This is a genomic window from Paraburkholderia phenazinium, assembly GCF_900100735.1.
GTDB classification, from domain to species: Bacteria; Pseudomonadota; Gammaproteobacteria; order Burkholderiales; family Burkholderiaceae; genus Paraburkholderia; species Paraburkholderia phenazinia.
Window position 1 is genome coordinate 23,569 of record NZ_FNCJ01000028.1, and the last position, 26,703, is coordinate 50,271.

The 26,703-nt window shown below is 62.1% G+C and carries 27 protein-coding genes; 15 read left to right on the forward strand and 12 right to left on the reverse strand.

The features are described 5' to 3' along the window. Positions 1-31: 31 nt before the first annotated feature. The 3 genes from BLQ92_RS35815 to BLQ92_RS40340 are packed head-to-tail and all read right to left on the reverse strand — an operon-like array spanning position 32 to position 2,641. Positions 32-874 (reverse strand): class I SAM-dependent methyltransferase, encoded by an 843-nt coding sequence (locus BLQ92_RS35815; protein WP_090694707.1) that lies wholly within the window; start codon positions 872-874, stop codon positions 32-34. Positions 875-896: 22 nt separating this feature from the next. Continuing rightward, the gene (locus tag BLQ92_RS35820; protein ID WP_175772164.1) at positions 897-1,775 is read right to left on the reverse strand and encodes a homocysteine S-methyltransferase family protein; all 879 of its coding nucleotides are present in this window, start codon (positions 1,773-1,775) and stop codon (positions 897-899) included. 50 nt (positions 1,776-1,825) lie between these two features. Further along, positions 1,826-2,641, reverse strand: a complete 816-nt coding sequence (locus tag BLQ92_RS40340) for a crotonobetainyl-CoA--carnitine CoA-transferase (RefSeq protein WP_175772163.1) — start codon at positions 2,639-2,641, stop codon at positions 1,826-1,828. 345 nt (positions 2,642-2,986) lie between these two features. Here BLQ92_RS40340 and BLQ92_RS35825 point away from each other — a divergent pair, with 345 nt between their 5' ends. Next, complete coding sequence (locus BLQ92_RS35825; protein WP_244106119.1) at positions 2,987-3,664, forward strand: autoinducer binding domain-containing protein; 678 nt, start codon at positions 2,987-2,989, stop codon at positions 3,662-3,664. Between the two features lie 78 nt (positions 3,665-3,742). On the opposite strand, the gene BLQ92_RS35830 is transcribed toward BLQ92_RS35825, so the two are convergent. Further along, positions 3,743-4,564 (reverse strand): dienelactone hydrolase family protein, encoded by an 822-nt coding sequence (locus tag BLQ92_RS35830; RefSeq protein WP_090694717.1) that lies wholly within the window; start codon positions 4,562-4,564, stop codon positions 3,743-3,745. Between the two features lie 94 nt (positions 4,565-4,658). Here BLQ92_RS35830 and BLQ92_RS35835 point away from each other — a divergent pair, with 94 nt between their 5' ends. Then, the gene (locus BLQ92_RS35835; protein WP_090694721.1) at positions 4,659-5,642 is read left to right on the forward strand and encodes a GlxA family transcriptional regulator; all 984 of its coding nucleotides are present in this window, start codon (positions 4,659-4,661) and stop codon (positions 5,640-5,642) included. 66 nt (positions 5,643-5,708) lie between these two features. On the opposite strand, the gene BLQ92_RS35840 is transcribed toward BLQ92_RS35835, so the two are convergent. Together BLQ92_RS35840 and BLQ92_RS35845 are read right to left on the reverse strand one after the other, a co-directional pair. Next, positions 5,709-6,863 carry an MFS transporter gene (locus BLQ92_RS35840; RefSeq protein WP_090694725.1) on the reverse strand — a complete coding sequence of 385 codons (1,155 nt, stop codon included), beginning with the start codon at positions 6,861-6,863 and terminating at the stop codon, positions 5,709-5,711. Next, positions 6,860-7,654, reverse strand: a complete 795-nt coding sequence (locus BLQ92_RS35845; RefSeq protein WP_090694728.1) for a DeoR/GlpR family DNA-binding transcription regulator — start codon at positions 7,652-7,654, stop codon at positions 6,860-6,862. The genes BLQ92_RS35840 and BLQ92_RS35845 overlap by 4 nt, the downstream gene beginning before the upstream one ends. Positions 7,655-8,201: 547 nt before the next feature. Between BLQ92_RS35845 and BLQ92_RS35850 the strand changes: the two genes are divergently transcribed. Further along, entirely contained in the window at positions 8,202-9,134 is a 933-nt protein-coding gene (locus BLQ92_RS35850; protein ID WP_090694732.1) for a LysR family transcriptional regulator, read from the forward strand. A gap of 20 nt (positions 9,135-9,154) precedes the next feature. On the opposite strand, the gene BLQ92_RS35855 is transcribed toward BLQ92_RS35850, so the two are convergent. The 4 genes from BLQ92_RS35855 to BLQ92_RS35875 all read right to left on the reverse strand — a co-directional run bounded on the left by BLQ92_RS35855 (position 9,155) and on the right by BLQ92_RS35875 (position 12,470). Beyond that, positions 9,155-9,556: a nuclear transport factor 2 family protein gene (locus tag BLQ92_RS35855; RefSeq protein ID WP_090694736.1), complete on the reverse strand. Its 402-nt coding sequence runs from the start codon at positions 9,554-9,556 to the stop codon at positions 9,155-9,157. After that, positions 9,553-10,104, reverse strand: a complete 552-nt coding sequence (locus tag BLQ92_RS35860; RefSeq protein WP_090694741.1) for an FMN-dependent NADH-azoreductase — start codon at positions 10,102-10,104, stop codon at positions 9,553-9,555. Before BLQ92_RS35860 ends, BLQ92_RS35855 begins: the two co-directional genes overlap by 4 nt. 433 nt (positions 10,105-10,537) lie before the next feature. Next, positions 10,538-11,170 (reverse strand): class I SAM-dependent methyltransferase, encoded by a 633-nt coding sequence (locus BLQ92_RS35865; RefSeq protein WP_090694744.1) that lies wholly within the window; start codon positions 11,168-11,170, stop codon positions 10,538-10,540. A 547-nt stretch (positions 11,171-11,717) separates the two neighbouring features. Further along, positions 11,718-12,470 carry an SDR family NAD(P)-dependent oxidoreductase gene (locus BLQ92_RS35875; RefSeq protein ID WP_090694748.1) on the reverse strand — a complete coding sequence of 251 codons (753 nt, stop codon included), beginning with the start codon at positions 12,468-12,470 and terminating at the stop codon, positions 11,718-11,720. Between the two features lie 663 nt (positions 12,471-13,133). Between BLQ92_RS35875 and BLQ92_RS35880 the strand changes: the two genes are divergently transcribed. After that, on the forward strand, positions 13,134-13,802 hold the full coding sequence (locus tag BLQ92_RS35880; RefSeq protein ID WP_090694752.1) for a DUF4410 domain-containing protein: 669 nt from the start codon (positions 13,134-13,136) through the stop codon (positions 13,800-13,802). A gap of 133 nt (positions 13,803-13,935) precedes the next feature. Here BLQ92_RS35880 and BLQ92_RS35885 read toward each other — a convergent pair whose 3' ends face one another. After that, positions 13,936-15,633: an acid phosphatase gene (locus tag BLQ92_RS35885; RefSeq protein ID WP_090694756.1), complete on the reverse strand. Its 1,698-nt coding sequence runs from the start codon at positions 15,631-15,633 to the stop codon at positions 13,936-13,938. 198 nt (positions 15,634-15,831) lie between these two features. Between BLQ92_RS35885 and BLQ92_RS35890 the strand changes: the two genes are divergently transcribed. After that, positions 15,832-16,788, forward strand: coding sequence for an IclR family transcriptional regulator (locus tag BLQ92_RS35890; protein ID WP_090694760.1), 957 nt, complete (start codon positions 15,832-15,834; stop codon positions 16,786-16,788). Between the two features lie 80 nt (positions 16,789-16,868). Here the strand turns inward: BLQ92_RS35890 and BLQ92_RS35895 are convergent, their stop codons facing one another. Beyond that, positions 16,869-17,909, reverse strand: a complete 1,041-nt coding sequence (locus BLQ92_RS35895; RefSeq protein ID WP_425194904.1) for a porin — start codon at positions 17,907-17,909, stop codon at positions 16,869-16,871. A 473-nt stretch (positions 17,910-18,382) separates the two neighbouring features. Between BLQ92_RS35895 and BLQ92_RS35900 the strand changes: the two genes are divergently transcribed. The 10 genes from BLQ92_RS35900 (at position 18,383) to BLQ92_RS35945 (ending at position 26,685) form a co-directional block, all read left to right on the forward strand. Next, positions 18,383-18,697, forward strand: coding sequence for a non-heme iron oxygenase ferredoxin subunit (locus BLQ92_RS35900; protein ID WP_090694765.1), 315 nt, complete (start codon positions 18,383-18,385; stop codon positions 18,695-18,697). 1 nt (position 18,698) lies between these two features. Beyond that, positions 18,699-19,010: a recombinase-like helix-turn-helix domain-containing protein gene (locus tag BLQ92_RS35905; protein WP_090694770.1), complete on the forward strand. Its 312-nt coding sequence runs from the start codon at positions 18,699-18,701 to the stop codon at positions 19,008-19,010. 59 nt (positions 19,011-19,069) lie between these two features. Continuing rightward, positions 19,070-20,170: an aromatic ring-hydroxylating dioxygenase subunit alpha gene (locus BLQ92_RS35910; protein ID WP_090694775.1), complete on the forward strand. Its 1,101-nt coding sequence runs from the start codon at positions 19,070-19,072 to the stop codon at positions 20,168-20,170. Then, entirely contained in the window at positions 20,163-20,936 is a 774-nt protein-coding gene (locus BLQ92_RS35915) for an SDR family oxidoreductase (protein ID WP_090694779.1), read from the forward strand. The genes BLQ92_RS35910 and BLQ92_RS35915 overlap by 8 nt, the downstream gene beginning before the upstream one ends. Before the next feature lie 27 nt (positions 20,937-20,963). Continuing rightward, complete coding sequence (locus tag BLQ92_RS35920; RefSeq protein WP_090694782.1) at positions 20,964-21,491, forward strand: cupin domain-containing protein; 528 nt, start codon at positions 20,964-20,966, stop codon at positions 21,489-21,491. A gap of 129 nt (positions 21,492-21,620) precedes the next feature. After that, the gene (locus BLQ92_RS35925) at positions 21,621-22,520 is read left to right on the forward strand and encodes an alpha/beta fold hydrolase (RefSeq protein ID WP_090694786.1); all 900 of its coding nucleotides are present in this window, start codon (positions 21,621-21,623) and stop codon (positions 22,518-22,520) included. Continuing rightward, positions 22,521-23,405, forward strand: coding sequence for an IclR family transcriptional regulator (locus BLQ92_RS35930; protein ID WP_090694791.1), 885 nt, complete (start codon positions 22,521-22,523; stop codon positions 23,403-23,405). It abuts the gene before it with no gap. Next, entirely contained in the window at positions 23,405-24,211 is an 807-nt protein-coding gene (locus BLQ92_RS35935; protein ID WP_090694795.1) for an SDR family oxidoreductase, read from the forward strand. The genes BLQ92_RS35930 and BLQ92_RS35935 overlap by 1 nt, the downstream gene beginning before the upstream one ends. Further along, entirely contained in the window at positions 24,204-25,862 is a 1,659-nt protein-coding gene (locus BLQ92_RS35940; RefSeq protein ID WP_090694884.1) for a thiamine pyrophosphate-binding protein, read from the forward strand. Before BLQ92_RS35935 ends, BLQ92_RS35940 begins: the two co-directional genes overlap by 8 nt. Continuing rightward, complete coding sequence (locus BLQ92_RS35945; RefSeq protein WP_090694798.1) at positions 25,855-26,685, forward strand: aspartate dehydrogenase; 831 nt, start codon at positions 25,855-25,857, stop codon at positions 26,683-26,685. Before BLQ92_RS35940 ends, BLQ92_RS35945 begins: the two co-directional genes overlap by 8 nt. Positions 26,686-26,703 lie beyond the last annotated feature (18 nt).

Genomic DNA, 26,703 nt, shown 5'->3' on the forward strand with positions numbered 1-26,703 from the left:
ATGAAAATGAGGCAAAGAATGGCTTCGCCGCTCATCGTTGGGCGGAGAAGCAGAGGGCGTGGGAAGGCAGCGATACGGTGCCATCGGCCCGCACGAAGCGGCCGGCCGCTTCGGCGAACTTCGTCCACAAGGCGGCGATCCGTTCCGGCGAGGCGCGTTCGGCGATAGCCGCGCCGATGCCGGGTGGGATCAGGTCGCGGGAGAAGCGGACGAACTCAGCCAGGGTCTCGAACATGAACGGGGCGACAATCCGTTCGCAACGAGCCTGTCCGAAGCCCGCGGCATCGAGCTCGGCGAGTACCGCCCGTTCGTCGGCCATGCAGAACGGGTTGGGCTTGCCGGGCGGCGGCGGTGGTAGATCCAGCTCGCGAACGAAGAAGCCGACGGCTAGGCTGATCATCGGTACCTTGTCTGGTGTACTCCAGGTGGAAAAGACGAGCCGTCCCCCGGGTGTCATTGCGTCCCGCAAGCGGAGCAGGCACGCCTGCCGATTCGGCATGAACATCAGCCCGAACCGGCTCGTCACGACTTGATAGCGCGAATCCGGTACGAAATGTTCGGCATCGGCCGCGACGAACGATACGTTGGTGACCGTGCCCAGGCGCCGGCGCGCTACCGCGATCATTTCTTCGGAGATGTCGATGCCTGTCACATGTCCGTTGCGTCCGACCTGCGCGGCGATGCTCAGGGCCGGTTCGCCAAGGCCGGTCGCCACGTCGAGGACGTGATCGCCGGCCTTGAGGGCGGCGCTGTCGATCAGCGCCCGGCTGACATAGCTTGCACCGCGCTCGAATGCGTCGCCCCAGTGTTCCCACGCCTGAGCGAGCGCATTCCAGGTTTGCCGCTGTTCCTGGCTCGCGGAAATCATATTCATAGGTATTCCTTATAGATGGCGCTCACATCGCGCCGGCGTCGACGAGTTTTCGCAGTGCCGCGATATATCGGGGCGATGTGCCGCAGCAACCGCCGACGAGACTCAGCCCATAGCGCGAAGCGCTCTCGCTGATGAATTCGACGAACTGTCGCGTTGAAACGTTGGGGCGCAAATAACCGCCGGGGGTGTCGGCGAGCTCGGTAGACCGGTCTTCGACATTCGGATAGGCGCCGAGGGCGAGATCGCTGACCGACGGCAAACGCGACAGCGCCAGGTGCGTCGCCGCCAGATTGCTGCAATTGACGCTGATGGCGAGGGGAGCAAATTCGGTGACGAAGCGCGTCAGCGGTGCGTAGTCCTCGCCGCTAAGCAGCAGACCGTCATGGTTGCAGACGAAGCTGACGATGAACGGAGCCTGCATCTCGCGGCATAACGCTCCAATCACCTCCGCCTCCCGCCACGTGTTGATCGTTTCCGCCAGGATGAGATCGGCACCGGCGTCGAGCAGACCAGCGATCGAATCGTGGTGTTCCTCACGCAAAATGCCGCTGGACGGTGTGTCTTCGGGACGGTAGGCGTCGCCGATGGGAGCGAGCGACCCGGCGATCAGGACCTGCCGGTCGCCGGCGAACTGGTCGATCGCTTGCCGGGCCAGGCCGATGGCGATGGCGGTCAGTTCCGCGGCGGCGATGCGCTGGTTGCTTGCCGAGACGGCCTTCCGGGTAGTCCGGAATGTGTTGGCAGTGATGATGTCCGCGCCTGCCTCGACATACTCGCCATGAATTTCCAGCAGCGCCGCGCGCCCCTCGGGCGTCAGCAAGGCCTGGGCGGACCACAGGGGCGGCTGCATCTCGAAGCCGCGGCGCTGCAGTTCGGTGGCGGTGGCGCCATCGAGCAGCACGGGCATCTTCGATGCAAGCCTCAAGCGAAGCGACATCAATTCTCGCTCGTTCATGCCGGTTGACCTATCCACGGCTCGACGACGCTCTCGCGAAACCGTTCGATCAAGCAGGCCGGCAGCAGCATCGCTTTTTGCGGAGGATAGCGCCGCGAGCGTGGCGGTGTGTAGTCGCTGTCGATGCGTGTCGGCAGGCGCAGCGTTCGATCGAGAAGGTGGGCGCCGCGGTAGAACCAGCATATCTGGCCGACTGTTTCGGTGAAAACGGCGCGGCCTGCCGTGGACGACAGCAGTTCGAGATGATGCAGTGCCGCCATGCATTCACCCTGCAGCGAAAAATCCTGGCGTGGGGAATAGTGGCAGTAGTAGTCGTGGACGGCCCGGAACAGGTCGTTGTATGTAAACCGGCAACCGTCGATCACGATGTCGCTGAGTTCAAGCATCGGATGGTCGGCCGGTGCCGAGGCATCGCTGCCATATCCACGCGAGGTCAGATAGACGTATAGCGTGCTGGTCGATGCCACCCGGGCCATCATGTCGGCTGAATTGGCATAGGGCTGCCCTTGACCAAGGAACGGGCGGACCCTGATGTCGTGCCTGGACATGAACTCGAATTGCATCAGGATCTCTTCCTTGAGAGCGTCGTATGCATCGCGGACGTTCGGGTCGTCCGGTGCGTGGGGCGTCATCTCATAGGTGATCGCCACGCGGGAGAGGAAGTGCTCCTGGACGCGTAGGCCCAACGGCTTGCGCTCCCTGAAAGGGAATTTTTCCTTGATGTAGCATTCCGCCAATAAGGTCATGAAGTCAGTCCTGTCAGCCAATTGAACTGAAGCAAATGTCTGATCGATAGCCAGTATCGAACTCATCGTGGCCCAGCCCATCGAGAGCTGGCAGAAGTGTTATTACTATTTAATCTTTTCTTATTCCACGGAAGAAGCTGCCCGAATGGGCAGGGTAGGGATACGTTGGTGTGCCGATAGGGATTTGAAGGATTTGTGTAATAAGCTGGCGACCAGATTTCTCTGGTTCCTGCCGTATGCCGCATAAATACAATGCCGATCACCGTCTTCACATTCAGAAAATGCAGCGTGAGTAACTGGCCGCTGGAATTTCGAATTAACTTATTTAATCAGCATGATTCGCAGTGCGCGTAGTCGTTTCCAGATGCATTTAACGCAGGTGCCGCCATGCATATGTGGAGAGAAACGTATTTGGATTTATTCGCATCGACTCGATCCGAGGCCGATATCTTTCGGAAATTGTCGTTTGCGGTCAGGGAACTGGGTTTCGAATACTGTGCATTCGGAACTTGCGTTCCGTTTCCGATCAGCAATCCGCGATTTACGCTCCAGTCCGATTACCCGGACGCCTGGGAAGATCGATATGTCAGCTCCAACTATTTCGCGGTCGACCCCACGGTTCGGCACAGCCTGACACAATCGATGCCGCTGGTCTGGCAAGCGGATGGCCAGACGCAAAATCTTGAGTTCTGGGAGGAAGCCGCTCATCACGGACTGCGTTACGGCTGGAGCATGCCCACAATCGCTCGAAACGGACCGGTCGGATTGGTTAGCATGGTGCGATCAGGCGAGCCGATCGACCCGCTTGAACTCGTTTCCAAGGAATACCGGATGTTATGGCTCGTCAACGCGGTCAGCGGCGCAATGCAGGCGGATTTCGCCGCTCGGTACGCGGTCGAACTGACGAGCCGTGAACGCGAAGCCCTGAGATGGTCGGCGTCGGGAAAGACCTATGTGGAAATCGGCATGATCATGTCGGTCGACGAACGGACCGTAAAATTTCATCTGGTCAACACGATGCGCAAGCTCAATGCGATGAACAAGACCGAGGCGGCGGTCAAGGCGGCGATGTTGGGCCTCCTGTGGTGACCGCGTATTCCGACGGCACACCGCGCCCATCGCGACGTGGAAGAACATCCCCCCTGCTCGCCGGCCGGGACAATGGCGCTATCCGAATGTGAGTCGCTGAACAAAGAACGACACGATCTGGTCGCGAGCCTCCGCTGTCGGCTCGCCGGCCTTATCGATCAGGTGGGCAGTCACGACACTGTGAGGGCACGCCACATGCTGGGCGAAGAACGAAGGCACGTCACGGTTGGCAGCACTATCGGGGAGCACGCGCCCGACGAAACGCTCGCCAAGTCCGGCTGCATAGGCAGCAAAGCGCTCGGCTCTGCAAAAACGGTCACCTTCAAATCGATAGGCCAACACCGTGAGGTTTTCCCGCTCGAGACGCTCTCGGACTGCCGCGAGTTCGTCGGGCGCCATCTCAATGCCACCGGGGTTGTCCAGTGGTAGCGACGGCTGGCAAAGCACAGGTGCCAGCATCGCAGGCTCAAGCATCATCGAGAGTGCAAAGTTACCGGTAAAGCACATGCCAATCGCACCGACGCCTGGGCCGCCGCACTCCTCATGTGCCAGTCCCGCCAGCGCCCTGAGCCACTGTGTCACCGGGCTCGACTGATTGCCGGCTAATGCGCGAAACTCTGCACTGACACAGGCTCGCCGGAAGACGGCTGCACCCGCTTCGGCATCCGGTACGGCGCCGTCTCGACCGAAGAGCGACGGCATGTAGACCGTCATACCTGCATCGCGCACCCAGCGGCTGAACCGTGCGACATGCGGACTAATGCCCGGCATCTCCGTCATGACGATCACAGCCGGTCCTGATCCGGCCACGTGAACGATCTTTGTCACGCCGTCGAGCGTGATTGCGCGGCGCGTGAAGTCGTCGAGGCTGTCATCCTCTTTCATGCTGGCGTTCGCCATCAACTTGTCTCCTGTTAGGGAATGCCTGCATTAGGCGCTCCAGGCGAGTAAGCTTCTAGTGTCCGTTTAGACACTTTTAAAGCGTTTTCAGTCAATGAACGATTTCACTGTTCTGGTGCTGCCGGGTGCTTACGCGACAAGCGTGGCTGCGACTCTGGATGTCCTGCATGCGGCATCGGTCCTGGCGCCGCGTCTGCATCTGGCACGTCCAACCTGGCGCGTTATGTCGCCATCCGGGGGCTCCGTACCCGTGAGCAGCGGCATGCACATCGAAGCCGCAGCGTTGCCGAAACGGTTTCGCTCTGATGGGGCGACCTGGATCGTGCCCGGATTGGGGATCGACGATGCGAGCGCAATCGCAACCCGTTTGACGCAAGAAGATGCGCGGCTGGCGATCCAGGCCGTTGCCGCGCATGCCGCCTCGGGCAGCCACGTCGCGGCGTCCTGCTCCGCAGTGTTTCTGCTTCAGGCCGCCGGGCTGCTGGCGCAGCGTCGGGTCACAACGTCCTGGTGGCTGGCGGCTCAACTACAGCGGTTAGAACCCAGTTGCATTGTCGATGCCGACAGGATGGTTTGTGCGGACAGCGCCGTGAGTACGGCCGGCGCTGCATTTGCGCAGACCGATTTGATGCTTCACCTTCTACGGACGCGGTTTGGCGTTGCCCTGGCTGACGCAGTGAGCCGGGTTCTGCTTGTAGACGCTCGTCAAGCGCAAGCGCGCTTTGTCGCGCCGACGATGTTGTCCAACGGAAACGAGTTGATCGGCCGTCTGGTGGCGCGCATCGAATCCGCGTTGCCGCATCCGCCCAGCATTGGCGTGCTGGCAGACGAATTTGCCATGTCTCAGAGAACGCTGGCGCGGCGCGTAAAAGCGGCCACGGGCAAGAGTACGTTGGCGCTGGTGCAGAGTGTGCGGCTGAATCGCGCCCGGATGCTGATCGAATCGAGCAGGATGGCCATCGAGCAAGTCGCCGAACAGGTGGGCTATGAGGATGCCACGGCCCTTAGACGCCTTATGCGCAAGGTGGCGGGTGTGAACCCCAGTCAATATCGGACGGGAGGTCAGGTGCCTGGGTAGATGTCGATACAACGTCTATCAAAAGATTCATCCCGGTCTGCAACACTGTCGCTACCGCTCAACATGCTAATTCGCGATTGTTGCCAGACTGGCGTTGCGGACAGCCTTGCCGCCCACCAGGAAAACGACCAATGCGGCGACGAGCAGCACGCACAACGCCAACCGTAACCCGACGAGCCCCGCGCCGAATCCGATCATAGGCGGCCCCACCAGGAAGCCTGCATACCCGGCCGTGGCAGCCATCGACACACCGACAGCCGGCGTCAAAGTCGAGCGTCCCGCCGCGCTGAAAATGACCGGGACGACATTGGCCAGGCCAACGCCCACGAGTGCGAATCCTACACACGCAGTCACGACGTTCGGCAGATCCAGCACGAGTGCAAGCCCCGTGGCTGCGACCAGGCCACCAAGCGCTGTGACCCTCTCCGAGCCAAAGCGACGCACGGATACATCGCCGACAATCCGGCATGCCGCCATTGAAAAAGCGAACGCCGAATAACCGATGGCGGCGACGCTCGCCTCTCCGCTCAGAACCGAGCGCAAGAACACGGCACTCCAGTCAGCTATTGCGCCCTCCATCATCATGCAAAGGAATGCCAGTGCGGCAAGTTTCATGACAGCGGCCGAGGGCAACGCCAATCCGCTAGTGGGTGCGCTGGCGCGAGGTCCAATGTCGCGCAGAGCGGCCACAGCGGCGCAGACAATCAGCACTCCGATAAATAGGCCCGGCAGCATCAGACCGCCGATGACACCGACACCCCATTTCTGAAGCATGGCGCCGGACGCGGCGCCTAAAAGTCCGCCTGCACTCCAGGCAGCATGGAACGAAGACATGATCGGTGAGCGCCATTCCGCTTCAATCGTGCTCGCGTGCCCGTTCATCGAAACGTCGAGCGCACCGTTAGTCGCGCCGAGCATGAGCAGAGCCAGACCGAGCGACAGGATGTTGGGCGCGAACGCGGGTAACGGCAGTGCGACGACGAATGCCACGCCAAGTAGCGCGGTGGCGCGACCGCTTCCGAACCGGGGCGCTAGCCGTCCGGCAAGCGGCATTGTGACAATGGCGCCCAGCGCAAAGGCAAATAGCCCCAACCCTAATGTGGTGTCGCTCAGCGAGAGGGCCGCCTTGATGCGCGGAACCTCGACGGCCCAGGCGCCGATCCCGAATCCATTGGCGAGAAACACTGCGAGGGTGGCAAAACGCTCTTTGACGGGTTTCATGGCGTGGCCACCATGACGGTGTCGCAGACTTTCTGGAGTTCGGTCAGGCTATCGGCCGAGAGTTGCGATTCCACGATCAGATAATCGATCGCAGATGCCGGCGCAACAATGAACGGCGCGGAAGTCATCAGCTTCTCCGAAGTCATCGCGATGGCGACGAGGCCGCTTGCCTTGATCATTGCTCGCTTCAGTTCGGCATCTTCGGCGTCGAATGCGGCGATGCCTTCAACTGGATCGAGTGCACACGCGCCGAGAAAGCACAGATCGGCTTTGATCTGCTGGACTTGAAGCATTGCTGTCGCGCCTATGGAGCCACCCACCTGCCTGCCGACCCGGCCGCCAATCAGGATCACATCGAAACCGGGGCGATCGAGCATGCGTGCGCAAGCCTCCGGCGAGTTCGTCACCACCGTCAGGTCCGCGTTGTCTGGTAACGCCGCTGCGATCGCGACATTGGTTGTGCCGGCGTCCAGCAAAATGACCTGCTTGGGCCGCACGATCGACACAGCGACCTCGGCGAGGCATGCCTTTCGGTCGACGCTTTCGCGCATACGGGTTGCTGCAGGTTGGTCGGCTGGCGAGGTGAGCAGGGCGCCGCCGTAGACGCGCCGGCAGTGTCCCGCGTCGGCCAGGTCGCGTAAGTGACGGCGGACGGTATGTTCAGATGTATTGAGTTCGACCGCTAGTTCGGAGGCCAGAACGCGGCCTCGGGTTCGCAGCCGCTCCAGAATGAGTCGTTCACGTTCGTCGGGTAGAAGCCCGTCCATTGCGTCCTGGCGTGTTCGCTGCATTTGGAGGTCTCAGTTTGGCTGATGAGTGAGCATAATGTAGCAAAAAATATCGTAAACGAGCATCGAGCGCAAGGGCGGATTTTCTGGCATGGTCGGCAGCCGCTGTGTTGTGGTGCTGGGCGGGGGGATGCGCAGGGCGAAGATTCCAGGCGTCGGTTCCACTCAGGAACCGGCCATCCAACTCGAAATGTTGAAGGGTTGCTTGTCGGCCGTTGCCGACATTGGGACGAGCTGGGTTCTGCGTCAGCAATGCGGCGGATTGCTGACAGTGGCGGAATCGAGCAGCCGGACGGCAGCTTCCTGCATAGGTGAACTCACACTCCCGACCCGGAGCGGTTATACGCGGAGCACCGCCGCAGTCTCGCGCAGTCGCTGGGCCTGCTCGTCGAGCGCAGCCGCCGCTTCCTCGACGAGCGACGCATTCTGCTCGGTGGCGCGCTCCAGCTGTGCGCTTCAATGGGTACCAATGATGGGGGCCGCCACCCACTCTGAGAAGCCGGTATATTGCGATGCGAGACATCCCTCTCAGAGATAGATAAAGGCTTATATGCTCGACGGCGTATCCCTCGACCAGCTCAGAACATTCATCGCCGCGGTGGACGAAGGAAGCTTCTCCGCGGCGGCTCGACGCTTGAACCGCGTGCAGTCCGCAGTCAGTGGCTGGGTGAGTGCTTTGGAGGAGCAGATCGGCATCACACTATTCGACAGGTCAGGGCGTTTCCCAAAACTAACGCCTGAAGGCGTGCTCCTTCTTGCGGATGCGCGGGCCATCGTATCGGGTGTTGACACCCTCAAAGCTCGGGCAAAGCTCATGGCCTCGGGAGTCGAGGCCGAGCTCTCCGTGGTGTTCGATGTCTTCTTTCCCACTGCCGCCATCAGCGAGGCAGCCAGAGCGTTCGCCAAGCGCTTCCCGTTGACGCCGTTACGGATCTTCGTGGAGGGTTTGGGTGCTGGGTATCAGCCGGTACTGGAGGGGCGCTGCACGTTGGGCATCCTCGCCTCACTCCCAATGGACTTCCCGTCGCTGGCTGTCGACCGCCTCGGCACCGTCCCGTTGGTGATGGTTGCTGCGCGTGGCCACCCGCTTGCAAACTTCGAGGGCCATATCCCCAAGAAGGAACTCTCCAAGCACGTGCAACTGGTCTTGACCGATCGTTCACAGCTGCTCGCTGGCCGCGACTACGGGGTCCTATCGTCTACGACCTGGCGCCTGGCCGATCTGTCCACGAAATATGCGTTGCTCAAGGACTGTGTCGGCTGGGGAGGGATGCCTCTTCACATGGTGGAGAAAGACATTGCCTCCGGTGACCTGGTCGCCCTTGACGTCGATGGTGTCCCGCGCGCCGGAGCCATGCTGACCATTTCTGCCGTCTACCCAGCCGCAACGCCTCCTGGTCCAGCTGGCCGCTGGCTCGTTGAGCATCTGAAAGACTGGTCGAGCGCAAAAGAGTCGCCTGAACCCGCAAAACTCCAGCGCTAGGCATGCAGTGCTCGATCGTCCTACACTCGCGGCTCGGATGCTCGCGCCAGTGCTTGCGTGTCAACGTACTCCCGGATGTTCGTCACCTTGCCATTTCGAACGGTCATGGCAAAGACGAAATAATCTTCGAACGGCCTATTCGTGGCCTTCACTTTTCCCCTAGCGAGGCCAGTCATCAACACCCGGTCTCCCTGCGCGACGAATTCTGGAGGCTCGGGGAATGACGTTTCCAGACCGGAGGCCTTCTGGAGCAAATCCTCCAGTCCGGCATGCCCGCGATGCGTCCCGGCCAAGGCCCAACCCTCGCCGGGAACGATCCACTCGATATCTTCGGCGCACAACGACAGCAGACGTCGTCTATCGCCGCTGCCCGTTGCTGCAAAGAAGTCTTTGACGACTTGGACGTTCTCTTCGATGCTCATCGAAAGCTCTCCATTTTCTGACCTATACGAATGCTTATGGACCGGCGGCTGAGGGCGCAGTGTTGTCGCTTCGAACATCGCAAATCGCCCCCTGCTTGGGCCATGATTGGGATCCGGGGCTGGCCATGGCCACGCACCGACGCGATAAAGGCCTTCTTGTTTTTCAGCAGACCTTCAGGGCCGGCGGCTGTATAGCTGAACGTCTTGCCGGCTACGGCGATGCGGTCGATCCAGGCCTTCAGGGATGTGGGAATCGAAAAGTTGTACATCGGCGCGCCGATCACAACAATGTCTGCTGCGAGCAGTTCGTCCAGGTAAGCGTTGCCCTTGACCAAGTCCTCATTGAGGGTCGCGTCTTCGATGACCTCGCCCATGCGCGCTGCCATGTGCGCCCCAGAGAGGTGGAGTGGTGGATCAGCCGCCAAGTCGCGGTACGTGACCGCTAGGTCAGGGAGGAGAGCGAGCTGCCGGGCAACGATCTCGGCGGACAATCGACGGCTCGCCGACACCGCACCGAGCACGCTGGAATCAAGATGAAGAAGCTGCATGGTAGACCTCGCGAATGAATGGAAACGAAGCGTTCGAACGCTCTGATTTCGAATGCTGCGGCCGAAGCGGGCTCGTGAGAAGCGCTGATATTGAGAACCGAACCATCCGTTTTAGCGATGGATAGTGCTCGTGCAACTCGGAAAGCGTGCACACGGCAGAGAATCTTTTCTCGCTTGGCACCGGCCAAGCGCGTTCCGCGTCCATGTGCTTGGACGGTAGGCCGTAGTTCAACGCGTGCGCAATACTTGTTGGCCATCCAGAAGTCGAGGCTGGCAACTGGCCCCGAGTCAGGAGGGCGGTATATTGAGATGCGAATCATCACGTGGTGCGAAAGAACGCAACTGCATGCTCGATGGCGTCTCTCTTGATCAACTCGCATCAAGTTGTCTGCACCCAGTGGCGAGCTCGACATTAAGTGGGCGGCAGGACTCGTTAGGGCTTCACAAACCGATAGGCGAAGCGATCGGTTTCACCCTTGATCGAGGGGTCGAACACTTTGCTCGAGTGCGGATCGTCCTTGTTGGCGAGAACGGTGCTTTCCGCGTCCAGTACGAAGCCTGCCGCTTCCACCTCCTCGCGCACGGACGCAGGGTCAATCCGATGCAGCGACTGGGCGTTGCTCATGCCCACTCCGGCGGCGGTGGCGTGATCGACGATGACATAGTACCCACCGGACTTCAGTCGCTCGTAGACGGCTCGGTTGAACTCCGCCGCCGTTGCGCCTTTGGCCTGCATAAGCGCAGTGTGGAGGTCGTGGTAGAACAGGTGCAGCCACAGGACATCCGCCGGTCGAGTGGCCCGCGGCATCGCCACGAGGTCCGCCGAAACGACCTCGACGTTCTCTCGGCCCGGCTCCTTCGCAAGCGTCCGCATGAGGCCGACCGGATCGTTCTTGAAGTGGGCGACTTCGGCCGGCACGAAGCTGTAGACCCGTCCTTCGGGTCCCACGACGTCTGAAAAGAGACGGGTCCAGTCGCCGTCGCCCGGGTAAACGTCGATGACGGTGGCGCCCGTATCGACGCGTGAGAAGCGGATCAACTCCGCTAGCTCGGATTGGTCGTACATGGTATCTCCTTCACGGTAGAGAATTCGACGAGCGTATGACGTGCAAGGCATCGGTCCACGGCTCATTCGCCATAGACCGCGAAGAATGCCGCTAAGGCCGGCGCTTCGCTGGCGCGGACGCGTTCCTCTGAGCGGCCCGCGCCAGCGCCAGCGCCTGCGTGTTAATGTACTCCGGGATGTTCGTGATCTTGTCGTTCAGGGCGGCAGTGGCAAAGACGAAATGGTCATCGGCACCTCCTCGGAGGCCATCTGATATGCGGCCCCCACCCCAGCGCGTCCGCGATGCGTTCCACCCAACGGCCAATCGCTGCGGGGGGATGATCCACTCGATGTCTTCGGCAACCAGTGTCAACATGCTGTGCCTATCGCACGGCTGATCGCGACGAAGAGATTCCTCACGATCTGGACGTTCTTCTCGGCGCTCATAGCATCGCCTTTGTTTTCTTTTCCATTTCCGCGGTCGGATCGCGCTCGATCGGTCGCATATGTCGTGTCGCTACCAATGAGAACGGCGTACCCGTAAGTCCAGCCACAGGACCGCGTCGGGTCAGCCCTGCGCCATCCCCCCATCGACGGGAAGATCGATACCGGTGATGTAAGAACTTTCATCAGAGGCGAGGAACGTGACTGCTGCAGCGATTTCCTCGGGCATGCCCCTGCGGCCCATTGGGATCTGCGTGGTGAATTGTGCGACTGCTTGCTCGGCCTGTTCAGCGGTAAGGCCCGTCGTAGTCGCCAAGGCCGGGGTGTCGATTGCTCCGGGGCTCATACAATTCACGCGGATCTTGCGGTCTTTCAATTCCAAGGCCCAGCCGCGCGCGAAGTTGCGCACAGCCGCCTTACTCGCGGCGTAAGCAGTAAATCCTGGAAGCCCGAGCACGTTCGAGACCGAAGAGTTCAGGATAATCGAACCGCCGTCTTTGAAGAGGGGAAGGGCCTTCTGCACCGTAAAGAACATTCCCTTCACGTTCACGTCGAAGGTCTGGTCAAAATGGGCCTCACTAGCTACCGCGAGCGGTGCGATTGTCCCTGCGCCCGCGTTCGCGAAGAGAATGTCGATGTGACCATGTTTCTCCTTCACGATAGCAAAGAGGCGATCCAGATCTTCCAGGCGCGACACATCGCCCACGACCGTCGTAACGTTTTTCTTAATGTGCGTGGCGGCCTCTTTCAGCTCTTTCTCCCGGCGCCCAGTGATTACGACATGCGCACCCTCATCCACGAAGCGCTTGGCTGTGGCCAAGCCAATCCCACTGCTACCGCCCGTGACGACTGCAATCTTGCCTTCTAAGTTTTTCATGATCTTTCATCCTTTCGTCATTAAAAAGCGGGCTCCCGCGACTGGCGGAGCCGAAGTCCAGCAACGGGACGACGACCCAAGCACCCCGCTAGAGGCGCGAGAGCTTGCAGATCGGCCCGCTGGCCGAACACGAATGGTAGGAGCGCACCGGCCTCCTGAGAAGACGACATATTGAGATGCAATCCATCTCTTCCGCAGATGGACGCCACTTACGGCCTGATAAATTTCATGCGCTGACTGTGACGGCGGCTCTGCGGACGAGACCGCAACGAACTGCAAGTGATCTCTCTCGCGTTGTCGACGGCACGGATAGCCGCCTCCCCAGCGCCGACATCTGAATGTCGGCAAAGCGACCTGGAACGGCCGCACGTGCCTGATCGGCCAACGTCGGCTCTGGCCGAATATTCGCCGGCCAGCTCGGCGGCGTGAATGGCGGTTGCGCCTTGGAAGCAGCCGTTGAGATGGCGCGAGGTCGAACGATGGTTCAGGGGCGATAGCAGGCGGACAGGAAATCAATGAGGATAGCCAATGGCGTAGCTCATCACTCAAAGCCTTATCTCGCGCGGAAAAGATACTGCTGCATTATGAGCACATACCAGCCTTGCCCCGCCGCCTTAGCCCTGTACCATAGCGGCGTCGATACTACGATCGCGGAGGCGCGTCATGGCACGTCGATGGATGCAGCCCACCGTTGCCGCGGTGTGGCTTAGCACGATGGCAGCGGCCAGCTTCGCGGCCGACCCGGCGCCGTTTCCAACACCCGCGCCCGTTGTCTACGTGGCCGACTTCGACCTCGACGTCGCCAACGTCAAACCGGACAGCGGTCCCGGCAGCCGGTTGCGGCGCTTAGGCAGCGCGTTGCCGAGCGGCCCGCTACGGCAATCGAAAGACCCCCAGACCCAAGCCAAAGAGATCGTCGCCGATATGGCAGACGACCTCATCGCCGACCTCACGAAAGCCGGCATCGACGCGCGCCGCCTTCCACCCGGCGCGGCATTACCCGCTACCGGCTGGCAAGTGCGAGGCGTGTTTCTGAGTGTCGACGAGGGCAACCGCTTGCAGCGCGCGATGGTGGGCTTCGGCGCGGGCCAGAGTAATTTTCAGGTCGCGGTCTCGCTCGACGATCTGTCCAACCCCACCTTGCCACCGCTCTACGAGAACACCGAGGAAGGCTCCAGCAAAGACAAACCCGGCGCCTTCATCAAGCTCAATCCCTACGTAATCGCCGCGAAGTTCGTGATGGCTGGCCACGACCAGAAATCCACGATCAAAAACACCGCGCAGCAGATCTCGGATTCGGTGGTGGAGAAGTTGAAGGCCAAAGCGCAATAAGGACGAAACAAGAGCGCAGGCAGGCAACTGGCGAGGTGAGTGCCTACTTACTCCCTGCATACCTGTTAACGGCAAGCGGTCCCGCCAGCCAAGCCGACGGGACCGCTAGACCCACAACAACCATTGACCCTAATCAGACAAGCGCCAACGTACTAGTCAAATCCCCCAACGGCGCCAGCCCATTCTGCGCAAACGCACGATCACGCGCCACCACCCCTTCAAGCGGCTTCAATCCATGCACCCGGGTAATGAAGCGCAGAATCGAATTGGTGTCATAGACCGTGTGATCCACATAGCCCTTCTTCGCCAGCGGCGACACCACCAGCGCAGGAATTCGCGAACCCGGACCCCAGCGGTCGCCCTTCGGCGGCGACACCGGATCCCACCACCCGCCGTTCTCATCGACGGTCACGATCACCACCGTATTCGCCCACTGCGGGCTGCGCTGCAGATGGTCGATCACCGCGGCGATATGACGGTCGCCGGATTCGACGTCCGCATATCCCGCATGCATGTTCAGATTGCCTTGCGGCTTGTAGAACGTAACAGCAGGCAGGCGCCCCGCGTCGATATCGGCGAGCAGGCGGTTGGTCGACGCGTCGTCGCCCACGCCGGCATCGCGCAGATGCTGGCGGCGCGCGTCGGTGCCCGGCGCGTAGTTGACGAAGTAGTTGAACGGCTGATGGTGGTACTGGAAGTCCGGCACGTCGCCCGTGTCCTTATGGTCGATCGCGTACTGCCACGCGCCGGCGTACCACGCCCAACTCACGCCCTTATCCGACAGACGATCGCCGATAGTCGCGTAGCTTTGCGGCGGCAGCACGCGCGGATTGGACAGATCGGCCGTGGTCGGATTGCCCCCCGGCGCAGGCGGCACGAAGCTCGGCTGATACGGCGGCGCCATGGTGTTGACGGCGTAACCGTCGGGAGTGAACAGGCCGTCGTTGACGAACTTCGGCGGGCCATCGAGCGCGGAGGCCGGCGAATGGGCCGCGACCTTGAGCCGGGTACCGGTCGGATCATCCCCTTCGATCACCGACACGAACTGCTTCGCCGCGGTGTTATGCACATCCGGTACGAGCGGCGCTTGCGCAGAGATCAGGAAGATGTGGTTGAGCCACGAGCCGCCGAAGGCCGCCATGAAGAAGTTGTCGCACAGCGTGTATTGCTGCGCGAGATTCCAGATCCGCAGCGTCTCGGCGGAGTTCCGGTAGTGCCCCATCACCAGACCACCCGAGTCGGCCCACGCGACAAACTGGTTGTTGCGCCCGGCGTTGATCTGCATCTGGTTCTGATAGAACCGGTGCCACAGGTCGCGCGTAATCACGCCGTTCGGCAGCGGTGCGCCTTGCGCATCGGTGATGCGGAACGGCTTGTTGTTCAGATCGACGATGTCACGCTCGCCGATCATGTAGCGCTTGCCGTCCACTTCCTGAGCTTGCGGCACGAGGCCGCCCCAGATCTTCGGCAACTGCGGCAGCGGTGTCTTGCCGTCGCGGTCGAGCTGCACATAGCGCTCTGCGGGCACGGCATCGAGCGGATGCTGCAAGCCCGGGAAGTTGCCGTACAGATTGGCGAAGCTGCGGTTCTCCGCGTAGATCACCACGATCTGCTTGACCTGATCGTTCAAGGCGGCGTCGAGGCGGAGGTCGGCTGCGCTGCGCGGGGCGCCCGTCGCCAGCTCTTCGGTGTTGCAGCCGGAGAGGGCGAGTCCGAGCCCCACCGCTGCGATGCCGGTTAGAACCCGGCGGCGCTCGGGGTTGTCGGGGCTGTCGTCGCCGGCAAGCTCCGCGTTCGGATGCGGCACGGGCAAATCGTCGTTCTGATTCATCGGTCTTGCTCCTCAGGTCTGGGCCACTCTTGCGCGCCGGTCATCCCAGTCGCGCCGCAGCCGGTACTTCGTGCTTTTGTGTGGCAAGCGTGGTGAGACCGTACGATGCCAGAATTCGTCCCATCAGGCCAAATTGGCCCGCGACGCTTCGCGCTATCATGCTGATCTGTAGACGATCAGCACGAACCATAGCCGGATATGGCAAAAGAAAACATGACAGGAGCGGGACGCAAAGCGGCCAAACCGCGCGGCGATGCGCCGACGGCTCAAGACGAGGCCGCAGCACCCGTTGATCTCAGCGAAACCGCCGACGAAGAGAGCGCCGGCGGTTCGACCTATCTCGTCCCGGGTCTCGAACGGGGCCTGCGCATTCTTGCGGAGTTCAGCGCACGCGAACCGGTGCTAGGCGCGCCGGAACTGTCGAAGCGCATCGGCATTCCTCGTACCACCACCTTCCGCCTGCTGCAGACGCTCGAAGCGCTCGGTTTTCTGGAGCGCGTCAATGGCGACCGTCATTTCCGACTCGGCGTCGCGGTGTTGCGGCTCGGCTTCGAATATTTGAGTTCGCTTGAATTGACCGATGTCGGCACGCCGCTGCTCGAACGCCTGCGTGATGCCACGGGACTGAGCGCGCACCTGCTGATCCGCGATCAGCGCGATGTGGTGTTCGTCGCGAAAGCCCAGGCGCATGATCCGATGTTCAGCTCGGTCAAGGTGCATGTCGGCACACGTCTGCCGGCGCATGCCACCGTGCATGGCCAGGTGTTGATGGGCGATCTGAGTTTCGAGGAATTACGCCAGCTTTATCCCGAGCCGCAGCTCGAGCGCTTTACGGATCGCACGCCGGCGACCGTCGAAGAACTCAACGAACGTGTGCGTGAAAGCGCGGCGCTCGGCTATGCCGTGAGCGAGGCTTCGTTCGAGCGTGGGATTTCGGTGGTGACGGCGCCCGTGCGCGACCAGACTGGCCGCATCGTGGCTGCGTTGACGGTCACGGTGCCGCGCTCGGATATCGGCGAGGCCGGCGACCGCGAACCGCTGATTGCGGCGGTGTGCAATGCGGCGGTGGAACTGTCAACGCGCCTTAATTACCGGCCACGTATCGAAGATCCGACTGTGGCCGAGGCGCGCCGCAGGACTGTGGCGGCCAGCTAGCCAAAGGGCGGCCCGGATGTGTGGGGCAGCCGGCTAAACGAAGCGCGGTCCGGCTGCATGGCACCCGGCCGCTTACCTCATTAGAACGAGTGGTGCACACCTGTCAGGAACACCATCTGATTGCGGCCATTCGAGACGCCTGCCGTGAAGAACGCAGCGTCCGTATTCGAACCCGCACGCTCATACAGCGCATTCACATACACCTGGGTCGACTTCGACAGCGCGTAGATATCGCCGATCTCGAACTGCGTCCAGCGGTGACCGTCGAAGCTCGTCGTCGCAGCACCGCCCGCCACGCTGTTAAACGGCGTGAACTGATAGTTCGCCCCCGCGTCGTAGGTCTGATACGTGCTCGAGTACCCCGGCGAGTCCAGCTTCACGCGCGTGTACAGGCCATGCACCAGCAGGTTGCCGAACTGGTACGACAGCCCGGCGCCCATGTTCTCGACCTTGTCCGCCGTGTAGTTGGCGGCTGCCACACCCTGGAAGTTCGTGATGCCGGTCGTGACGATCGACGGCGTCTGGTCATGCTCGTTCGAGTAGACCGCGCCTGCCTTGAACGGACCGTTCGCATAGCTGGCCGCGAAGCTCAAGGTGCGCCCGGTCGCGAAGTCAGTCGTGTTGCCGAGACCCATCATCGCGCCGAATGAGAAGCCGCTAAAGCTTGCCGAGCGGAACTTCACCGAGTTGTTGAACGGCACCACACTCGTGTCGGCCAACTGGTCGATATTGCCCGGGTGGAACGCATACCAGCTGGCGGCGAGATACCCGGTGCTCAGCGGACCCAGCACGTCGAAGTTGAACGGCGTCTGGTGACCCAGCGTCAGCGAACCGATCTGATCCGAGCTAAGACCCACATACGCCTGGCGATTCCACAACGTGCCGGCCGACGCCATTGCCCCCGTCGTCGTATAGAAGCCGTTTTCCAACTGGAAGATGGCGTGCAGACCACCACCCAGATCCTCGACACCCTTCAGGCCCCAACGGTCGGGCTGCATGTTGCCCTGTTCCGCGATCCATTTCGTACTTCCGCCGACATTGCTGATGTACGCGACTCCGGCATCCAGACTACCGTAAAGCGTGACACTGCTTTGTGCCCATGCCCCTGACGCGGCACACATGGCCGTAAGTCCGACTGCAATGATTCTTTTCACCGTTGGTTCTCCTGATCATATGACGAATAGCTAGATCCCATTCCGCCGTCTGTAGTGCATTGAGTGAGGGAGCGTTGGTCGTGGTTTATGCGCCAAAACTTCGCTTCTTGTTTGTTCCACCTATGGGCGTGTGTATCGCCTATGGAAAGTATAGGGTCTTCAGAAGTGGTCAAAATAAATTTTTGAGCCCCGAGGAAACCCGAATGCCGTGCGAAGGATTGCTTCGGATGCCGACAGAAAAGCCTTAGGGAATAGGGACGTAACGCTGGTCCCGTTGTCAGGGAGGTAAGGGCTGGGGTGTCTGCCCGACGCCACATCAGTGTTTTCCCGTAACGCCGCAGATTTTTCTTTTTTTCTCGGCAAAGCGGCTCCTATAATTGTCCATACACGAACTGCTGTTTCTTAGGTGGAACAGAAAAGGCTCCAGGAGAAGGTAGCAAATGACTGAACAATGGCGTTGCGCCGGACATGCCGGCGACCTGTCCGAAGACGCGCCGCTCGAGTTCAAGCTCGAGGGCTCGGAGATCGGCATCTACAAGGTGGGCGATGCGCTGTACGCGCTGGAAAACGTCTGCCCCCATGCGTACGCGTTGCTGACGCAGGGCTTTGTCGACGGCGATACCGTCGAATGCCCGTTGCACGAAGCCGTGTTCCATATCCCGACTGGCAAGTGCTTGAAAGAGCCGGGCGGCCGCGACCTGAAGGTGTACGCGGTTCGTCTCGCCGGTGAAGAAATCCAGATCAAGGTGGAATGACATGCGAGAGCAAGCCGTGAAATTCAATCCCTCCCTGAAGCCGTGGCTCGCGCCGCAGCCGAACAACGTGGCCGGCAAGGGCGTCATCGAAAAGCCGGGCGAGGCACAAAACCTCGTGTGGCAAACCCGCAAGGCCGAACCGACGCAATACGAGAACGACTTCGGCGACGCGCTCGAGAAGGTGTTCGATGCAGGCGCAGTGGAGTTGCAGGAAGTGGTCGACGGCTTGAATCGCGTCGGCTTCCGGACTCCGGAAGGCGCGGCATGGACCGCCGAGCGCCTGACCGCCGAATTCCGTCTGCTCGCCGAGTAAGCGCGAGCCCCGAACAACCGAGCGAACCCGTCTCACTGCACCGCATCCGGAGTCTTTCCATGACGTCCCCCACTACTACCAACACGACGGATCACGGCACAGCCGATCCGCTTCAGGCTTACCTCGACCTCGGCCTGCGCAACTACTGGTACCCGGTCGCGCCGAGCTGGCAAGTCGGCAATGCGCCGATCGGCCTGACGCGCCTGGGCGACCAGATCGTGCTGTGGCGCGATCAGGAAGGCCTGGTTCACGCGCTGGAAGACCGTTGCCCGCACCGCGGCGCGCGTCTGTCGCTCGGCTGGAACCTCGGCGGCAGCGTCGCCTGCTGGTATCACGGCATTGAAATCGACGGCGGCGGTATGGTCACGAAGGTGCCGGCGGTCTCGAACTGCCCGCTCGAAGGCCAGAAGTGCGTGAAGTCGTACCCGGTGCAGGAACACGCCGGCGCGATCTTCCTGTGGTTCGGCGACGACGCGCACAAGGAGCCCGCACCGCTCGTGCTGCCGGAAGAACTGGTGGGCGAGGAGTATGCGAGCTTCCTGTGCATGTCGAACTGGAAGTGCAACTACCAGTACGCGATCGACAACGTGATGGACCCGATGCACGGCGCGTATCTGCACGCCACTTCGCACTCGATGGCCGAAGGCGACAAGCAGGCCGACATGCGTGTGCGCAAGACCGAGACCGGTTTGATGTTCGAAAAGGTCGGCCAGCGCGACGTCAACTTCGACTGGGTTGAACTGGGCGAAACGGGCTGCCTGTGGATGCGTCTGGCGATTCCGTACAAGAAGAAGTTTGGCCCGGGTGGCAACTTCGGGATCATCGGCTTCGCCGTGCCCGTCGACGAAAACAACTGCCAGGTTTACTTCTGGCGTACCCGCAAGGTGTCGGGCTGGCAGCGCGATGCATGGCGCTTCATGTACCGCAACCGTCTCGAAGGCCTGCATTGGGACGTGCTGGAACAGGACCGCTACGTCCTCGAAAGCATGGCGCCGAATGCCCGCCAGCACGAATTCCTCTATCAGCACGATGTGGGCATGACGCGTGTGCGCCGCATGTTGCGCCAGCGCGCCCAGCAGGATTTCGAGGCGCTCGCCGCGCACCGTGCGCAAGCTGCCACCGCCGAAGCGGGTGCAGCAGCAGGACATAGCCATGCATAACGCCAACGCTGTGCTCGCGGCACTGAATGGCCGGCGCGTGATCGTCACGGGCGGCGCGCGCGGTCTCGGCGCAGCGTTTGTGCGCTCGCTGGCGCAAGCCGGCGCGCAAGTGGTGTTCGGCGACGTGTTGCACGACGAAGGCCGTGCGCTCGCCGACACGCTCCAGGGCGAAGGTCAAGCGGTGCACTTCCTGCCGCTGGACCTCGCCGAACCGTCGAACATCCAGAACTTCGTCGCTGAGGCCGTCGCGCTGCTCGGCGGACTCGACGCGCTCATCAACAACGCGGCGATCACCAACTCCGGCGGCAAGTTCGCCGGCGAGCTGACGGTCGATACGTGGGACGCGGTGATGAACGTCAACGTGCGCGGCACCTGGCTGATGAGCACCGCAGCACTGCCGCATCTGCGCGATTCGGGGCGCGGCAGCATCGTCAACATCGCCTCGGATACGGCGATGTGGGGTGCGCCGAAGCTGCTGGCGTATGTCGCGAGCAAGGGCGCGGTGATCGCGATGACTCGTTCGCTGGCGCGTGAGTTCGGCGCACACGGCATCACGGTCAACGCGATTGCGCCGGGCCTGACCGAAGTCGAGGCGACCGCATACGTGCCCGCCGAGCGTCACGAGTATTACCTGCAAGGCCGCGCGCTGACCCGCGCCCAGGTTCCCGACGATGTGACGGGGCCGGTCCTGTTCCTGTTGTCCGATGCCGCACGTTTCGTGACCGGCCAGTTGCTGCCGGTGAACGGCGGCTTTGTGATGAATTGATCTTGTCTTGACCGAAAGGAGAAAGAGATGGCGGACACCGAAATCGAACGTAAGTCGTGGGATCAACCCGCGGAAGCCAGCTTTGAGCAGTGGATGGAATCGCGCGTGGCGCGCCTCGCAACCCGTCGCTACGACTGGGACGCGCTGAAGTTCCAGGCCGACTATGACCCGAAGTATCGCCGTGCGCAGATGCGCTATGTGGGCACGGGCGGCACGGGCGTCGCGAAGGATGTCAACACGGTGCCGGCTGGCGGCTTCACGTTCTCGACCATGGTGATTCCGGCCGGCAACATCGGCCCGAGCCATATTCATATGGATGTCGAAGAAATTTTCTTCGTGCTGCGCGGCAAGATGAAGGTGATCTGCGAGCGCGACGGCCAGACCTGGGAATCGGTGCTCGGCGAACGCGATCTGATCTCGGTGCCACCGGGGGTGTATCGCACCGAAGTGAATATCGGTGAAGAAGATGCGCTGATGTGCGTGATGCTCGGTTCGCCGAAGCCGATCACGCCGACGTATCCGCCGGATTCGCCGCTGGCCAAACTGAAGCGCTAAGCCTTACGCGTCAAGCGAGAGCGGGGTGCTGCAGGTTGAGCGCCCGCTGCTAGCGATAGACAACACGGCACCGTGCGCCGCACGGTGCCGTACTGAAGCCACCACATCTTGCACTTGCAGATAGAACCCATGTCCGCTATCCCGTCCACCACTGCCGATCTCGCTGCCTCGCTCGAAGTGCGTCTTGCGCACTTCCCGATGCAGCAGCTCGTCACCGCGGAGCAGCAGATCGTGGGATATTGCGAAGCCCAACCCGCTTCTTCGGCGCGCAACGACGCGTTGCCGCTCGTATTGCTGCATGGCATCGGTTCGGGTGCGGCGTCGTGGGTGCAGCAGTTTGAAGCGCTGGGCGCCACGCGTCGTGTACTGGCATGGGATGCACCGGGGTACGGCGTGTCCAATCCGGTTGAACCCGCTTCGCCCAAAGCTGCGGACTACGCGGACGTGCTGCGCGGCTGGCTCGACGCGCTTGGCATCGAGTGTTGCGTACTGGTCGGGCATTCGCTGGGCGCGATCATCGCGGGTGCGTTCGCTGCTGCCAATCCGCAGCGGGTCGCGGGCCTGTTGCTGCTGTCGCCTGCCGGCGGTTACGGCGCGGCGGCTGCCGAGGTGCGCGAAACGAAGCGCGATCAGCGCCTCGCGATGCTGGCCGAACTCGGCCCCGAAGGTCTCGCCGAAAAGCGCAGCGCGAACATGCTGTCGCAACACGCGGACGAGACGGCGCGTGCATGGGTGCGCTGGAATATGGCGCGCATCCTGCCGCACGGTTACGCGCAAGCCACGCATCTGCTCGCCAACGCCGATCTCGCCGCAGACCTCGCCCGCTATCGCGGCCGCATCAACGTTGCAGTCGGCGCCGACGACACTATCACGCCGCCGTCCGCCTGCGAACGACTCGCTCAAGCCGCACGCACGCCTTTGCAGGTGGTGCCGCGTGCCGGCCACGCCGGATATATCGAAGCCGCTGACGCGTATACCGCGCTCATCGACACGTTCTGCCGCGCCAGCGCGGCACCACGGAGCCACTGAATGACGCCCGACACGATTAACGCCGAGCGCGTAACAGACGACGACCGAGACGACGACCGGGCCGATCCTGGCTACAAGGTGCCGGGTCTCGAACGTGGTCTGAAGATTCTTAGCGAGTTCTCGCCCCGCGAGCCGGTACTCGGTGCCCCGGAGTTGTCCCGGCGCCTGAAGATTCCCCGCACGACGGTGTTCCGTCTGCTGCAAACGCTCGAATCGCTCGGCTTTCTCGAGCGTGCCGACAAGGACCGTAACTATCGCCTCGGCGTCGCGGTGTTGCGCCTGGGCTTCGAATACCTGAGCTCGCTCGAACTGACCGACCTCGGTTTGCCGATCATCGAGGCGCTGCGCAACGATACGGGTCTGACGAGCCACATCCTGATTCGCGATGGACGCGACGTCGTGTTCGTCGCCAAGGCACAAAGCCATACGCCGATTTTCAGCTCGGTGAAGGTGAACGTCGGGACGCGTCTGCCCGCTCATGCGACGACGCATGGCCAGGTGCTGATGGGCGACCTGACGCTCGACGATCTGCGCGTGCTGTATCCCGAGCGCAAGCTGCATCGCTTTACCAAGCTCACGCCGGAAACCATCGAAGAGCTATACGAACGGATTCGCGACGACGCGCAGCGCGGCTTCGCGATCAGCGAATCGTCCTTCGAGCGCGGCATTTCGGTCGTGACCGCGCCGGTGCGCAACGACACGGGCCGCATCGTCGCGGTGATCACGACGACGATTCCACGGCCGGAAATCGATGCGTCGCTGCTCGACAGCGGCCTGATCGACAAGGTCCGCCGCGCGGCCGATGAACTCTCGCAGCGCCTGAACTACCGGCCCAAAAACGGGCCGGGAGCAGGCAGCAAATACATGAAGGCATTGGGGCTCTAATGATCCAAATCGATTTGACCGGGCAGGTAGCGGTGGTGACGGGCGGCTCGTCCGGCATTGGCCTCGCGACTGCCGAACTGTTTCTGCGTGCAGGCGCATCGGTCGCGATCTGCGGACGCGATGCCGAGCGGCTCGCACAAGCGGAAGCGTCGCTAAAGGCGCAGTTTCCGGCGGCGCAACTGCTGGCCGCGCGCTGCGACGTGCTTGACGCCGCGGAAGTGAACGCTTTCGCGCAAGCGGTGCAGGCGCGCTTTGGCCGCACCGACATGCTGGTGAACAACGCCGGCCAGGGCCGCGTCTCGACCTTCGCCGACACCACCGACGACGCCTGGCGCGAAGAACTCGACCTCAAGTATTTCAGCGTGATCCGCCCGACCCGCGCGTTCCTGCCGATGCTGCGCGATGCGGCCGGCACGGGCAACGCCTCGATCGTCTGCGTGAATTCGCTGCTGGCGCTGCAGCCGGAGCCGCATATGGTGGCAACGTCCTCGGCGCGCGCCGGCTTGCTGAGCCTCATCAAGTCGCTCGCGGTGGAACTCGCACCGCAGCGTATCCGCGTGAATTCGATTCTGATCGGCATCGTCGAGTCGGGCCAATGGCGCCGCCGCTTCGCCACGCAAGCCGAGCCGGGCCAGAGCTGGGAAGACTGGACCGCAGAACTCGCACGCAAGAAAAACATTCCGCTTGGCCGCTTCGGCCGTCCCGAAGAGGCCGCACAGGCACTCTTTTATCTGGCTACCAACCTGTCGTCCTATACGACGGGCAGTCATATCGATGTCTCTGGAGGCAATGCACGACATGTCTAATAAAACCACCGTCGGCGAGCTGATTGCCGCCTTTCTCGAGCAATGCGGCGTTCGCACCACGTTCGGCGTGATTTCGATCCACAACATGCCGATCCTCGACGCGATCAACAATCGCGGCAAGATCCGCTATGTCGGCGCACGCGGCGAGGCCGGTGCCGTCAACATGGCCGATGGTCTGGCGCGCGTCTCGGGTGGCCTCGGTGTGGCGTTCACCAGCACGGGCACGGCAGCCGGTAACGCGGCGGGTGCGATGGTCGAAGCGCTGACTGCCGGCACGTCGTTGCTGCATATCACCGGCCAGATCGAAACCGAATACCTCGATCAGGACCTCGCGTATATCCACGAAGCGCCGGACCAGTTGTCGATGCTGTCGTCGATTTCGAAGGCGGCGTTCCGCGTGCGCACCGCTGAAACCGCGCTGCCGACCATTCGCGAAGCGGTGCGCGTGGCGCAAACCGCGCCGAGCGGCCCGGTGAGCGTCGAGATTCCGATCGACATCCAGGCTGCGGAAATCGAATGGCCGGCTGATCTTGGCGCGCCGCATGTGACGACTTTGACTCACGATAGCAAGCGCGTCGCACAACTCGCCGAAGAACTGGTCAAGGCCAAGCGCCCGTTGCTGTGGCTGGGCGGCGGTACGCGCCATGCACGTGCAGCAGTGGAACGTCTGGTGGCGCTGGGCTTTGGCGTCGTGACCAGCGTGCAGGGCCGCGGCATCCTGCCGGAAGATCATCCGGCGACGCTCGGCGCGTTCAACGTGCATGCGTCGGTGGAAAGCTTCTACAAGACTTGCGATGCGGTTCTCGTGGTCGGCTCGCGTCTGCGCGGCAATGAAACGTTGAAGTACAAGCTGGCGCTGCCGCAACCGCTGTACCGCATCGACGCCGACGCACTGGCCGACAACCGTGGCTATCGCAACGATCTGTTCGTGCATGGCGATTCCGCTGTGGTGCTGGAAGAACTCGCAACGCTGCTCGAAGGCCGCCTGAAGGTGGATCCGACGTTTGCCGCCGATCTTGCCGCCGCCCGCGAAATCGCCGTAGCAGATGTGGGCAAGGGCCTCGGCCCGTACAAGCGCCTCGTCGATGCACTGCAACGCTCGGTAGGCACGGACTACAACTGGGTCCGTGATGTGACGATCTCGAACAGCACATGGGGCAACCGCCTGCTGAAGATTTTCACGCCGCGCGCAGGGGTTCACGCGCTGGGAGGCGGTATCGGCCAGGGCATGCAGATGGCAATCGGTGCGGCGCTGGCTGAAACGGCTGCGAAGACCGTATGCCTGGTCGGCGACGGCGGCTTGATGGTCAACGTCGGCGAACTCGCTACGGCCGTGCAGGAAAACGCCAACGTAATGATCGTGCTGATGAACGACCAGTGCTACGGCGTCATCCGCAATATTCAGGACGCGCACTACGGCGGCCGCCGCTGCTTCGTGGATCTGCATCAACCGGACTTCGCACAGTTCTGCGAGAGCTTGAAGCTCACCCACTACCGCATCAAGTCGCTCGACGACGCGGACGAGATTATCCGCGAAGGTCTGGCGAAGACTGGCCCGGTACTGGTGGAAGTGGACATGCTGTCGGTCGGCTCGTTCGCCACCGCGTTTGCCGGCCCTCCGGTCAAGAAGCAGGAGCCGGAACATGCGTGATCGTCAGCACATGGGACATCACGCGCCCGTGGATGTTGCGATGATCGGCTTTGGCGCGATCGGCCAGGCGGTGTATCGCTCGGTCGCGGCGGACCCTCAGGTGCGCGTGTCGCACGTGATCGTCCCCGAGCGTCATGCGGCGGCGGTGCGTGAAGTGGTGGGCGCGTCGGTGGATGTGGTGTCGTCGGTGGCGGCGTTGAACAGCCGCCCGCAGTTCGCGCTGGAATGCGCGGGCCACAGCGCGCTCGTCGACCATGTCGTGCCGCTGCTGAAGGCCGGCACCGATTGCGCAGTGGCTTCGATCGGCGCGCTCTCGGATGTGTTGTTGCTCGACGCACTCTCCGCCGCGGCGGACGAAGGCGATGCGACGCTCACGCTGCTGTCCGGAGCGATTGGCGGCGTGGATGCGCTGGCTGCGGCAAAACTGGGTGGTCTCGACGAAGTGCTGTACACCGGCCGCAAGCCGCCGACCGGCTGGCTCGGCACGCCCGCCGAAGAGGTCTGCGACCTGCACAGCCTGACGGAAGAGCGGATCATCTTCGAAGGCAGCGCGCGCGAAGCGGCGCGGCTTTATCCGAAGAATGCCAACGTGGCGGCGACGATTGCGCTGGCCGGTCTCGGGCTTGATCAGACGATTGTGCGGCTGATTGCGGACCCGGCGGTGTCGCGCAACGTACACAGGATTCTGGCGCGTGGCGCGTTCGGCGAGATGTCGCTTGAAATGTGCGGCAAGCCGCTGCCGGACAACCCCAAGACTTCCGCGCTGACCGCGTTCAGCGCGATCCGTGCCCTGCGCAACCGCGCGGCGCGTTGCGTGATTTGATGAGATGTAACTGAGCGG